The organism is Desulfopila sp. IMCC35006 (assembly GCF_005116645.1).
GTDB lineage: Bacteria > Desulfobacterota > Desulfobulbia > Desulfobulbales > Desulfocapsaceae > Desulforhopalus_A.
On record NZ_SWCM01000005.1, the window covers coordinates 74,644 to 87,845 of the forward strand.

General features: G+C 47.0%; 13 protein-coding genes. 8 read left to right on the forward strand and 5 right to left on the reverse strand.

The annotated features are described in order from the left end of the window. The first annotated feature begins 285 nt into the window (after positions 1-285). The 8 genes from FCL47_RS10295 to FCL47_RS10330 all read left to right on the forward strand — a co-directional run bounded on the left by FCL47_RS10295 (position 286) and on the right by FCL47_RS10330 (position 8,019). Complete coding sequence (locus FCL47_RS10295; RefSeq protein WP_167496453.1) at positions 286-852, forward strand: DapH/DapD/GlmU-related protein; 567 nt, start codon at positions 286-288, stop codon at positions 850-852. Continuing rightward, a complete protein-coding gene (locus FCL47_RS10300) occupies positions 852-1,154 on the forward strand; it encodes an EamA family transporter (protein WP_136813418.1) in 303 nt (100 codons plus the stop codon). The genes FCL47_RS10295 and FCL47_RS10300 overlap by 1 nt, the downstream gene beginning before the upstream one ends. A 16-nt stretch (positions 1,155-1,170) precedes the next feature. Further along, on the forward strand, positions 1,171-2,313 hold the full coding sequence (gene rffA, locus FCL47_RS10305; protein WP_136813419.1) for a dTDP-4-amino-4,6-dideoxygalactose transaminase: 1,143 nt from the start codon (positions 1,171-1,173) through the stop codon (positions 2,311-2,313). Next, positions 2,303-3,919 (forward strand): hypothetical protein, encoded by a 1,617-nt coding sequence (locus FCL47_RS10310; RefSeq protein ID WP_136813420.1) that lies wholly within the window; start codon positions 2,303-2,305, stop codon positions 3,917-3,919. The genes rffA and FCL47_RS10310 overlap by 11 nt, the downstream gene beginning before the upstream one ends. Before the next feature lie 24 nt (positions 3,920-3,943). Then, on the forward strand, positions 3,944-5,050 hold the full coding sequence (wecB, locus tag FCL47_RS10315) for a non-hydrolyzing UDP-N-acetylglucosamine 2-epimerase (protein WP_136813421.1): 1,107 nt from the start codon (positions 3,944-3,946) through the stop codon (positions 5,048-5,050). After that, positions 5,050-6,171 (forward strand): glycosyltransferase family 1 protein, encoded by a 1,122-nt coding sequence (locus FCL47_RS10320; RefSeq protein ID WP_136813422.1) that lies wholly within the window; start codon positions 5,050-5,052, stop codon positions 6,169-6,171. Before wecB ends, FCL47_RS10320 begins: the two co-directional genes overlap by 1 nt. A 95-nt stretch (positions 6,172-6,266) precedes the next feature. Further along, positions 6,267-7,160, forward strand: a complete 894-nt coding sequence (locus FCL47_RS10325; RefSeq protein WP_136813423.1) for a glycosyltransferase family 2 protein — start codon at positions 6,267-6,269, stop codon at positions 7,158-7,160. Next, a complete protein-coding gene (locus FCL47_RS10330) occupies positions 7,153-8,019 on the forward strand; it encodes an NAD(P)-dependent oxidoreductase (protein WP_136813424.1) in 867 nt (288 codons plus the stop codon). Before FCL47_RS10325 ends, FCL47_RS10330 begins: the two co-directional genes overlap by 8 nt. A gap of 46 nt (positions 8,020-8,065) precedes the next feature. Here FCL47_RS10330 and FCL47_RS10335 read toward each other — a convergent pair whose 3' ends face one another. The 5 genes from FCL47_RS10335 to FCL47_RS10355 are packed head-to-tail and all read right to left on the reverse strand — an operon-like array spanning position 8,066 to position 13,194. After that, the gene (locus tag FCL47_RS10335) at positions 8,066-8,974 is read right to left on the reverse strand and encodes a glycosyltransferase family 4 protein (protein WP_167496454.1); all 909 of its coding nucleotides are present in this window, start codon (positions 8,972-8,974) and stop codon (positions 8,066-8,068) included. Between the two features lie 55 nt (positions 8,975-9,029). After that, a complete protein-coding gene (locus FCL47_RS10340) occupies positions 9,030-9,986 on the reverse strand; it encodes an SDR family oxidoreductase (RefSeq protein ID WP_136813426.1) in 957 nt (318 codons plus the stop codon). After that, on the reverse strand, positions 9,983-11,116 hold the full coding sequence (locus tag FCL47_RS10345; RefSeq protein WP_136813427.1) for a glycosyltransferase family 4 protein: 1,134 nt from the start codon (positions 11,114-11,116) through the stop codon (positions 9,983-9,985). Before FCL47_RS10345 ends, FCL47_RS10340 begins: the two co-directional genes overlap by 4 nt. Before the next feature lie 31 nt (positions 11,117-11,147). Next, positions 11,148-12,275, reverse strand: a complete 1,128-nt coding sequence (locus tag FCL47_RS10350; RefSeq protein ID WP_136813428.1) for a glycosyltransferase family 4 protein — start codon at positions 12,273-12,275, stop codon at positions 11,148-11,150. 1 nt (position 12,276) lies between these two features. Then, positions 12,277-13,194, reverse strand: a complete 918-nt coding sequence (locus FCL47_RS10355; protein WP_136813429.1) for a glycosyltransferase family 2 protein — start codon at positions 13,192-13,194, stop codon at positions 12,277-12,279. Positions 13,195-13,202 lie beyond the last annotated feature (8 nt).

Genomic DNA, 13,202 nt, shown 5'->3' on the forward strand with positions numbered 1-13,202 from the left:
CAGTTTTGTTGAAGGAGGCATCCTTCCAGCATTTCCAATCTTGGCTGCCTATGTGCTTTCTTTTCTTGGGCGTCTTGTTTGTAAACTGCTTGAGATTTTTCCTCTGGGGTTACGTGCACAAACGCCATCCCATTAGCTTGACTTACCCGCTCGGCAGTACCTTCTTTCCCCTTATTTTGCTAGTTGGACATTTCTTGTACGGAGAGCCGGTGACCATACAAAAAATGATCGCCTCTAGCATCATCATGCTTGGTGTAGCTTTGCTTTCCATAGAGGAATCGGTTGATGGTATTTAATTTTAGGCAATGGCTGTACCGCAATCATTACGCGAAAAGTGTTGTCAATAGCTTGTATGTCTATGGAATATTTTTATTTCATATGGTTACCAACTGGATGCCTGGAATATTGCGTACTGCTTTTTTCAGGCTGCTCCTTCGTCGCTGCGGAAAACGGGTCTTTTTTGATCACAATATTTATATAAAATTTCCTTGGCTCGTTGTTATCGGTAACTCTGTAGTGCTCAATCGTGGCGTTGAGATTTATAGCGATTTCTTTAATAATTCGATGGTTCGAATTGGCTCTGGAGTAAGACTGGCTCCCAACGTTCAGATTCATGCCTCAGGACATGAAATTGAATCTGGAGAATTTCTTCATCAAGGTGCTGGAGTGGAGATCGGCGACAACGTCTGGGTAGGAGCTGGTGCCATTATTCTTTCAGGGGTTTGCATCGGCGAAGGCAGTGTCGTTGCAGCTGGAAGTGTTGTGACCAAAAACATTCCACCCCATTCGTTGGTGGCAGGCGTACCAGCTGTGGTGAAAAAATCAATGCTATACGGTGGAGCTGGGATATAATGTTGCTCCCATTGGTGTTGGCGATCGTTACTACCGCAGGCGCTCAGGTGCTGTATAGACTTTTTTTTCTCCGTCGAAAAAAAAGATATCTCTTGGCTACGATTGGACTGTTTTGTTTAGCACCAGCAATGAGCTACATTGCTTTGCAACACTGGAGCTTGAGCACAGTTTACATGGCCACCGGGCTGACTTATGCTCTCGTTCTGATTCTGGCAAAGGTGGTACTCGGTGAAACGATTAGTCGACGAAAGATGCTTGCGATGTTGCTGATTGTCGGCGGCGTTGTCATTTTTAATCTATAATTGGTTCTGAGTCCTTATGACAATTCGATTTAATTTCCCCTACCTGGTCGGCACCGAGCTTGAATACATCCAAGACGCTGTGAAATACGGACGACTTGCCGGTGACGGCTTATACACCAGGAAATGCTCGGAACTGCTTGAAGCCTATTTGGGTCACGGCAAAGTGCTGCTCACTCACTCCTGTACAGCTGCGCTGGAAATAGCCGCCATCCTGGCAGACATTCAACCTGGTGACGAAGTCATTATGCCATCCTACACTTTTGTGTCCACGGCGAACGCCTTTGTGCTCAGAGGAGGTGTACCGGTTTTTATCGATATCAGGCCAGACACCCTGAACATAGACGAACGGCTGATCGAGGCAGCCATCACTCCACGCACAAAAGCCATTGTGCCGGTCCACTATGCGGGGGTGGCTTGCGAGATGGATTTCATCATGGAGATTGCCAGGCACCATGGTCTGCTGGTTATTGAGGATGCAGCACAGGCACTAGGCAGCAGTTACAAGGGGCGTAAGCTTGGCACGTTGGGCGATTTTGCCGCTTTTAGCTTTCATGAGACTAAAAATATAGTCTCCGGTGAAGGTGGGGCGCTGGTCATCAACACTCATCACTTTGTGGAGCGAGCGGAGGTTATCCGTGAAAAAGGAACCAATCGTTCGCGCTTTTTTCGAGGCGAAGTGGATAAATATACCTGGGTGGATGTGGGCTCGTCCTACTTGCCGAGCGAACTCGTGGCGGCGTTCCTCTACGCCCAGCTTCAGCATATCAACGAAATCAATCAAAAGCGCATGTTGATTTGGAAGAAATATGAATCGACTCTCCAAGGCACAGCACATCAGGGTCACATCAGACTGCCTGTCATCCCTGAGGCTTGCGTTCATAATGCACATCTTTTTTATCTCCTTACGCGCACACATGCCGAACAGATCGAACTATTGGCTGCTATGAAGGCTAAAGGGGTTAACGCCGTATTTCACTATATTCCCCTGCATGCAACGGATGCCGGACAGAGGTTTAGTAAAACAGGCAGTTCCATGGCAATTACAGAAGACTTGGCTTGGCGATTAATAAGGCTGCCTATATATCCTGGACTAGGAGCGTCTGATCAACATGAAATTCAACGGCAAGTAATTGATTGGGTGAGTGATAATGTCAGATAAACTGTCAGGTAAATTGTGTGGCAGCTTAAAAAATATATCACACCAGAATTTGATTGGAATATTTCTCCTTGTTTGCGTTTTTGGAGTGCTCTTTGCCAAAGAAGTACAAGTAGTCGATTTGCGGCAAGTTGACACCGTAATGTTTATCGAGGCACTTGAAAACACCAAAACACTCGGTTTGCCGCTATCGGCGAGCAATAAAACCGTGAGAGATGCCGCCTCTATGTTTAGATGGAATGCGGAAAAGGTTTGTCATACAGAGAACTATGCCCTAGATGATTCTCTAGCAAAAAATGTACTTCAGAATCATGCATACTATGCTGTTTACCTCCTTGCACCGTTGGCTTACGTATTGGATTCGAAGCCCCTTGCTGCAGCGATACATGTTCTTATATATGTCATTTTCGCTGGGTTGGTTTACGGGTATCTGATACGAAGCGGAGTGGGTGCACTTGCATCATTGTTATTCGTAGCCCTTGTCATGGTTCAGCCAAACTGGTCTTTAGGTGTGCAAGGTCAGTATTATTTTGATCGCTTGTTTATTCCCGTTGGATTTCTGTTGGCATGTATTACTTTCGGCTTACTAAAGCGAAATTTTGATTACAAAAAATTTATACTGCTTGCAGTGGTTACTTTTTTAGCTGCCTCAATACATGAACGTGCGGCACTTATGACCGCGATATTCTTCGCTGCATTTTGTTTTTTGTTTTTTAAAACCATTAATAAAAAATTCCTAGTTTGCCTTTACTGTTTATCATTGCTGCTTTTCGTCTACACGATATGTATAATGTCTACATTTACATCCGATGCCCTTCAATCGAATTCTTCTTTATATTTAAAGGCAATAAATAAGGCCCTAGACCCGTGGTATATTTACGGAGATCCTGAAAAGCGGATGCTCGTGTATGTATTTCTGCTTGTCAATTTGCTTATTGGATTTTTTGGTTTTTTTTCGGGCCGCCTCATGCTTCTTGCGTTATTGATGATGCTACCCAATATTCTTATATGGGCACCTGGTGCTGCAAGCAAAACAGGCTGGCTATCCCACTATCACAGTTACTATTTCCCATTTCTTGTCTTTGCTTCAGCAACTGGATTTGCAACGCTAATGAATCAGCAATCTTGGAAGAGAGTTACATTAATTGGGGTGACTATGCTTTTGACCTTATCATTGTATTTGGTACCATATCCCACAGGTTTAGGACTTTCTCTCCAAGCAATCAATGATAACGCAATAGTTTCTTCTATTCGATTTTTATCTAAAAACGAAGTGTCTGAAAAAGTATTTTTGTCTAATATGAATGACTTGAGAACAATCATTCCGCAGGGATCTACTGTATCAACGACTGAGCAGTTTTTTTCAGCCCTCTACGGGAATCGCACTCTGTATTATTTCCCGATAGGTTTAAGCAAGTCGGATTTTGTTGTGTTGCCTAACTACACCGAGCAAGATAATGGACCCAAATTTCATACTGCTGTGACATATCAAGGGAAAGAGGCTCAACGATTCATAGATATGTGTATGGAAAAAAGAATGAGAGATCATGGATTTGACGTCGACGGTAGGGAAGTTATCGGATATTTTAGCGTTATTTCAAAGAAATAATAATTCTACTCTGTGGGTACATTGTTGAATGCAAAAAAAAATATTTTAGTTGTTGTGGGCACACGTCCTGAGGCCATCAAAATGGCCCCAGTCATTCTCCTTTTAAAACAGCAATCTTGGGCAAATGTTCGTGTTCTTGCAACCGCCCAACATCGCCACATGCTGGATCAGGTTTTAATGTTCTTCGCCATCAATCCGGATATTGATCTGAATATCATGCGACCCAATCAGTCTTTGACCTCGCTCACAGCAAGATTATTGCTTGAGCTCGACGATGTATTACTAGCAGAAAAACCGGATGTGGTGCTTGCCCAAGGCGATACGACCACGGTGATGACGGTGGCACTGGCCTGTTTTTATCATCGCATTTCCTTTGGCCATGTTGAAGCTGGTCTGCGAACTTGGGATATGCAAAATCCGTTTCCGGAAGAGGCTAACCGTGTGATTGCCGGGCGCCTGGCGCGCTGGCATTTCGCGCCCACCGAAAGTTCACGTCAAAATTTGCTGCGAGAAGGCATGAGTGATAGCGATATCGTTGTCACCGGTAACACAGTCATTGATGCGCTGTTAATGACGGCATCGAAAGAGCTTGAACTTGGTATTGCACTGGATGACACCAAGCGGCTGGTGCTGGTAACAGCGCATCGGCGTGAGAACTTTGGTGAGCCATTCCGCAATATTTGCCATGCGTTGAGAACTCTGGCCGAATGTAATGCCGATATCCAGATTCTCTATCCAGTGCATCCAAATCCGAATGTGAAGGATATGGCTCATGAGATATTGGGCGCTTTTGACAACATTATCTTGTGCGAGCCTTTAGATTATGCGCCATTCATCGCGGCAATGAAAAAAGCCTATTTGATCATTAGCGATTCTGGTGGTGTACAGGAGGAGGCGCCAGCGTTGGGTAAACCGGTATTGGTTTTACGTGATGAAACTGAACGGCCCGAGGCTGTCAAAATGGGCGTAGTGAAACTGGTTGGGTCTAACTACGAGCACATAGTCAAAGAGGCTCAGTTGCTTTTGGATAATGAATCTGCCTATCAGGCAATGGCACGAGGTGTTTCTCCATATGGTGATGGTAAAGGCGCCGAACGAATCGTGAAAGTGTTGCAGGATCACTTTTCCTGATGCGGCTAGTTTATTTCTCGCCTGTCCCATGGGAAAGTTTTGCACAGCGCCCCCATAAATTTGTGGAGTGGTGGTTACATGCCAGTCGTGGCGGAGAGGTTCTCTGGGTTGATCCCTACCCTACGCGCTTGCCGGAATTAGCAGATTTTAGGCGTATAAAGGTTGTGGAAGGAAGTACGACAAAGCTAGCAGTTAAGGTGAATACTCCAGCGTGGCTAACTGTTCTCCACCCGAATTCATTGCCGATTGAACCGTTGTCAGGCGCCGGTTGGATTAATGCTCAGCTCTGGAAAAATATCTTCCAGTCAATCAAAGCGTTTGTTGAGAAAGGGGGATGCAAGTTCGCGATTGGAAAACCATCCAAACTCGCGCTGCAAACACTGAGACGACATCCGCTCGTTCCTTCACTTTATGATGCCATGGATGACTTTTCGGCGTTTTATCGTGGACTGTCTCGGATAGCAATGAGCCGAAGAGAACGTGAGGTATCTGAACGGGTTACACGGATATCAGTATCGTCTACAATACTCGCCGAGCGGTTCGGCGCCTATCATTCAAAACTTGCTTTGGCACTTAACGCCTGCGCGATTGAAACCTTGCCGCCTCCCAAAGCGATTACTAAAAACTCGGGAAAGCTTGTGCTTGGCTATGTTGGCACAATAGGCCATTGGTTTGATTGGCCTTTGGTGTTTGATTTAGCAAAAGCGAATCCATCCATGTGCATCCGTCTGATTGGTCCCACCTATTCTTCACCTCCTGAACCTTTACCACGCAACATTGAGTTGTTGCCAGCTTGTGACCATGCGAAGGCGATGAACTATATGCAGGAATTTTCGGTTGGATTAATTCCCTTTAAACGTACCGATCTTACAGCATCAGTTGACCCAATCAAATACTACGAATATCGGGCTTTGGGTTTGCCAGTCATCTCCACGAGTTTTGGAGAGATGGCTCTGAGGGGTCGACAAACGGGAGTTTTTCTTACAAACAAATATTCTGATCTGGCCAAGCTAGTCGAAAAAGCGATTGCATTTGAATGTGAAGTTGATGAAATACAAGAATTCCGCACTTTGAATTCCTGGGAGGCACGTTTTAACGCTAGCGGTATCCTACCTTGTTAACGATTTAGTCATCGGAAATTACAACGCCGATAAGATACTATTGTTCGGTTGACGAAATAAGCAGATATTTTAAAAAACCTGGTAGAAAAACAAATATGAGTACAATCGTCTCAACAATCATCGTCAATTATAACGCGGGTGCGCTGTTGCGTCGATGCATTGATTCATTACTTAATTGTCCACTAGAAATCAAAATTATTGTAATTGATAACGCATCGACGGATGGCAGTTTAGATACGTTGCGGGGATTACCAAATGTACAGATAATTAAAAATCTAACCAACGTAGGTTTCTCTACTGCTTGTAATATTGGTTTACGTGTTGCTTCTGGATCATTTCTGCTGTTCCTTAATCCAGATTGTTCCTTCCAACCAGGGGCCCTTGCTGAATTGCTGTCTACAATGAGTTTGGATGATCGCGTTGGTATGGTGACAGGGGTTCTGACTAATTCAGACGGATCCGAACAACCTGGCGGGCGCAGAGCAATACCCACCCCTTGGCGATCATTTGTGCGGGCATTTGGACTGGCCCGTTTTTCTCATCGTTGGCCTCGCTTGTTCTATGATTTTCACATGCACAAGCAACCTTTACCACATCAGCCTATTGAGGTCGAAGCCACTTCAGGTGCCTGCATGTTGATTAGACGTGAGGCGATGCAAGATGTCGGTGATTGGGACGAAGGGTATTTTTTGCATTGCGAAGATCTTGACCTATGTATGCGCTTTCGCCTAAAAGGTTGGAAAATTCTCTTCGCCCCAACTGTTAATGTTATTCATGATAAAGGCACTTGCAGTCGAGCCCGTCCAATATTTGTCGAGTGGCATAAGCACAAAGGCATGATAAGATTTTACCGAAAATTTTTTCGACATCAATACCCTGGAGTGTTGTGGCCACTTGTTGTGTTTGGTGTGTGGTTTCGTTTTGTGACTGTGGCAGGATATTACGGCATTCGTCGAATGGCTGGAGCTGTCGGAGAAAAGTGTGTTTAGCAAAAAAATTGGCTTGTTTGGGGCAACCAGTCTGGTTGGTGAAAGATTGATTTCACTATTGCATGATTGTGGTGAACAGATTCACGCTTTTTCGCGAAAGGCACAGAAACCAGGGAGTGATGGGCTGGCCTGGCACCAGTTATCAGCTATAGATTACAGGAACAATGATATAATAGAAGATTGGCTGTGTGCCGCACCAATTTGGGTTTTACCGGACCATTTCATCCTACTTGAATCCTACGGGGTGCGTCGTATTGTAGTCCTCTCTTCCACTAGTCGTTTTACCAAGACAACGTCCTCGGATCAAACAGATATAGCTACTGCTGCTCGTTTGTCAGAGGGTGAACAAAGGCTTAAAACCTGGGCGGCTAGCAAAGGGATTAAGTGGATTATTCTTCGACCTACCTTGATATATGGGCATGGTCGGGACAAGAATATTGCTGAGATAGCTCGTTTTATTCGTCGGTTTGGATTTTTCCCATTGCTGGGCAAAGCGAACGGCTTACGCCAGCCTATTCATGTCGAGGATGTGGCAAAAGCGTGTGTCGCAGCTTTGAAATCCCCTGCGGCAGTAAATCGTTCATACAATATTTCTGGTGAAGAAACCCTGCCCTATCATGAAATGGTCAGCCGAGTGTTTGCCGCTTCACATCGTTCACCACGAATGTTACGGATACCTTTGGCAGTATTCAGCTTTGGGGTGAGTTGTATGCGCTTGCTGCCAAGATATAAACATTGGTCCGTTGCCATGGCGGAGAGAATGAACAACGATTTGGTTTTCGATCATTCAGATGCGGTACGGGATTTTAGTTTTTCGCCTCGTCCATTTCAACTCTCAGCGGAGGATTTACCGCGCTGAGCTGGTACAGATGAGATCTAGTCTTCAACATTCAACACTCGATAATTTAAGATACTTTTTTCCTAACCCAACAGGTAAAACCCATAAATATTACACTACAAAGAGCCAAAACCACCAACTGATTCCAAAGCCCCCTATTCCATGCCCATAGCATGGTTATTCCAACAACCAACTGAACGAAACCATAACCACAGGATACAAGCCAGTGGGGCAAGGCACAGTCATTGGCCAAGACTTGATAGAGGTGACATCTGTGTGCTTGGGTCAATTTTTCTCCATCTCTCCAGCGTACAAAGAGCGTCGATAATGCATCGGCGTAAAATGGAAACATAAAGGCAAGAAAACAAAGAAAACTTCCCAGATCGTTCGACAGGGTAAAAGTGATTCCAGCAAAAACAAATCCCAGCAGGATGCTTCCCACATCCCCCATAAAAACTCTGGCTTTGGGAAGATTGAAAGGGAGAAAACCAGCACAGGCGGCTGACATTGCCAGCGATAAGAAAAACAGTGTGCTGTCAGCATCTACTATTCTGATAAACGCGGCAGCAAGACCAAAACCGACCACACCGGTAATACCGGCAATTCCGTTGATACCATCCATGAAATTGTAGAAGTTGGCTGTGCCGACAATGAAAAGCAGCCAAAAAGGGATAAAGATCAGGTCTAGATAAGAGAATTCGTTAACCCCGGCACCGAGGACCATAATAGCAGCAGCTCCAAGCTGAAAAAGAAGTCTTGCCCTTGGGCTTAAATCCAAACGATCATCAAAAAAACTCACCAGGGCGAGGAAAGTGGCTGGCAGCCAGAGGCTCTCAGAGGCATGTGTAAGAAAAACAGAAACCACAAAAAATGCGAGCAGCAGCCCTACCCCACCTCCACGGGGAGTTGGGCTGGTGTGGGAACTTCTGCTGTTGGGAAAATCTACAAGTCCTAAAGAGAATGCATATCTGGACATAAACCAGGCTCCTGCCCCTCCCAAGAACAACCCAATAAATATATACATCATCGGCTCAACCACGTGCCAGATACCAGTCGACAGTCTCTTGAATACCCTGGTCCAAAGTATAGGGTGGCTGCCAGTCCAGAACTTCCCGTATCTTAGAGGTATCGACACAAAGAGAACCTGTTAATCGTTCGATTTCAGCTCTTTTACCCGTCAATGAGAATATTGCCTTGAGTAGATTTAGAGAAATCGGCAAAAGGATTGCCTTGCGCCCCATGGCAGAGGCGAGTTTCCGGAATAATTCTGGTGTAGAGACATCCTCACCGTCACTGACCAAAAAGGTTTCACCTGCAGCTTTTGGGTGCTCTAGACACGAGGTAATGGCGTTTACGAGGTTACCTATATAGACCATGCTGCGACTATTATGGACACTTCCCAGCGGCACAGGAAAATGGTTTTGAGTCAGCTGGAGGAGCTTGAAGAAATTGGCTTTAACCCCTGGCCCGTAGACCAGTGGTGGACGAATAATCACCACCTCCATTCCGGTCTCGGTCATCAACTCCCGCAACTCATTTTCTGCTTCGTGCTTGGAAATACCATAAGGGTCAACAGGTGAAGGTAGATCATCAGCGGTAAAAGACTGCCCGGGCACTGTGCTCTCCCCATTTACCTTGACCGAACTGACAAAGACAAACCGCTTGACACCTGCTTCGGCGGCTTGCCGGGCTAAATTCAGCGTACCCTGTACATTCACATGACGAAATTCAACCAGGGGGGCAGTAGATGTGCCTTGCATTTTATCGGTGAGCGCTGCGGCATGAACCACTGCACGACATCCGTTCAACGCCTCATGCCAGTCGGCGGTTGCTGTAAGCCCTTCAACAAGAACAGGTTCAATGCCTCGCGTCGAAAATTGCAAATCAGTACGCAGGGCTGCACGAACGGAAAAACGACTGTCAGAAGCGGTTTTTGCCAGGAATGTTCCGCCAATAAAGCCGGTAGCCCCGGTAACCAGAACCTTCATGAACCAGTTCCTGTCAGGCTGTGATAAATTTCCATATGAGCCGATATAACCTTTTCGATTGCAAATTTTCTCTCTGCCAACCTCCTGCCTGCCAGTCCCATCCTTTTGCACAACTCCGTATCTTCCAGTAGATGCTGGATGGCATCTGCCAAGGCAACGGCATCCCGTGGCGGAACCAGTATTCCAGTTTCATCCTGCACAACTGCATCACGACAACCTGGCACATCCGTTGTAACTACTGCGCGCCCCGAGGCTGCCGCCTCAATCAGTACCTTGGGCAAGCCCTCCCTATACGAAGGCAACACCACAAGAAAGGCTTGAGCGAATAGACCTATAACGTCAAGTCTATACCCCAGGACTTCGATTGTCTCTTCACTGCGCCAGGCCAGGAGGTCTTCTTTCTTGACACTGGCAGGATTGTCGGGATCCGGCTCACCTACCAGCCAGAACCTTGCATTAACTCCACGCTGCTTCAGTAATCGCGCCGCACTAACGAACTCATACACCCCTTTATCACGCAGCAGGCGAGCAGCCATAATCACTACGGGGACACCTTGCGGGAATTGCATGGGCGTATATGCGGACAAATCAACTCCCGAACCCGGAATCATTGCCACCTTTTCCAACGCCAGGCCTGCCGCCTGCATTAAGGCTTCGCGATCATCGGGATTTTGACAAATCACTTTCAAATTGCGCTGGCCGAGTGCCAAACGATACAGACCCGCCACCAAAGAGCGAACAACTGTCGCCTTCCAGCCCTTGGCCATAAATATATACCCAAGGCCTGAAATTGCCGCCACCACCGCAGGAACGCCCGCCAGACGAGCGGCAATACCACCGAAAAGCACCGGTTTTATTGTAACCAGATGGACAATATGAGGCTGAACCTTACGGAAAACCTGCAAAATTTCCCAGAAGGTTTTTACCTCGCCTACAAGGCCGGTGCTGCTTCTTTTAAGCGACAACGGATGAACGATCAAACCGTTAGCATGCAGTACATCCAATTTATTGGTAATACCTGTTGCTATATGGACTTCATAACCCTGCCTCAGTGCCTCTAGAGCGATTGGCAGCCGGTGGGACAAAAAGAACCAGTCTACATTGATGAGAAACAGAAGTTTCTTTTTCAAGATTTCTGAGCCTTCGTTTTTTTCGGAAACATCAGTGGTGCCTCGCAACTACTGTACGAAGCAACCCGGCAACAACGGGACCGGTTTGCTGCAAACAATACGTTTCTTCCACTCGTCGCCGACCTGACGCTCCCATCCTGGCACACAATAAACGATCACCTAACAGCCGCTGCAATGCATTCACCCAGTCATCGGTATTGTTTGCGATAAAACCATTTTCTCCAGACTTGACGATTTCAGGATTACCCCCTACACCGCTTGCCACCACCGGCAGACCGCAGGCCATATACTGAATCAACTTATAGCCGCATTTCCCGCGCTCCCACGGGGAATCAAGTAACGGCATGATACCAACAGCACATCCTCGTATATTCTCAGTTTCCGTGGCTTCAGACCAGGTCATAGCCTCTACTGGGACACCAGGTAGTCCGATTTTTGAGCCACCAATGATGCGCAAGACAAAAGGGTTTTGTTCGGCCACAGCCTGGAGAGCCTCTCCGATCAGATGCAGATAGTGGACAGTAGAGGGAGAGCCTATCCAGACGATGCGCGGCAGCGTATCCGGAGCACCGTCAACCGTTTGTGTTTTCGCCGGCACGGGATAGCGCGCTAGATCTATTACCGTGGGCACCACCTCCACCCATGTTGCACCGGCATCCATTGCCCGTTTGGCAAGATACCTGTTTCCACCAATTACCAACGCTGATCCAGCCATCAAGCCATCTAGTCGTCGACGATAAATACGTCTCACCCACGACGAAGCATGTCGGTCGTAGTTATGAAAAATGGCATCGTCATAGTCCAACACATAGGGTACCCCTCGCAACAAAGCTCGTTCCGTCCACAGAGGCCACCACGGTAAAGCTTCCTTTTCAATCCATACTATATCAAATTTTCGGCATTGAAGTAAATTTTTGCATCGATCTGCATACGCTCGAGACAGGGCTGCGATCCCATAGAAACCGCGCTGATAACGCAGTCGTAAAAGCTCATCGGAAAGCAGAGGTTGCACAGTAATTTCAAAACCCTCTTTCTCTAGAAAAGGCAGATACTGCCAGGTACGCATACGCGAGGAAGCCCCCAAACGTGCGTATTTAGTCAAGGCCAGGATTCGAATGGAATTAGAATGTCGTAGCTGTCTGGCATCAAAATAAACCATCTCATCCCCTTCCAAACAGCCACTTCGGCAGCCAACACCACAACCATGTATAGGCTACCCAGATCTCCTTCAGGTTTGTAACGGAACGCCGTAGCACAGCGAGCAAGGAGCGCGACACGGGTTCAACCAGCAGCGTTGTGAGGAAAACGCACACCGCTCCAAACCGGGAAAAGTGTTTGCAGGCATATAATAAGCGGCTGCGCAACGAATAAAACAAACGCCGCGCTTTCACCTGTTTGGAGGTACCGCCACCGACATGGAAGGCCTGCGCTTCAGCCAGAAAAACGCTACGCCAGCCAGCATTGTAGGCACGATACGAAAAATCCAGGTCTTCCAGATAAACGAAAAATCGCTCATCGAATCCATCCAGCGCTACAAATAATTCACGTCGAACCATAAAAAATGCCCCGATTACATGATCAACCCGCCGTGTTTGCTGATGATCCCATTCGGTCATGAAATGCCCCAACCCTTTAATAAAACGAGTCAGTCCCATCGCATGCGCAACAAAACCCATGGCAGTAGGAAAACGCGAGCAACTGCGCGATACCAGGCCGGCTTCATCCAGTAACTGCACGCCACAAATACCGACCTGGCTATGGGCCGGCTCCTGCATATAGGCGAGCACCCTTGCCAAGGTATCATCATAGAGCGCCGCGTCGGGATTCAGGAACAGGAGATATCTTCCTTGAGCATGGCTGGCGCCAAAATTGCAAGCCCTGCCAAAACCCAGATTCGTACCCGCACGAATCAGGGTGACATTAGGTAGATCTTCAATGCTGGTATCAGAACCATCCTCTGAGCCATTGTCAACCACGACGATCTGTTGAACGAGTCCGGTGCTATACCGAAGAATGGAATCAATGCAGGTGCGGAGTTGATTCCCGGCGTTCCAGTTAACGACAATGACAGTTAGCACAAGAGCAC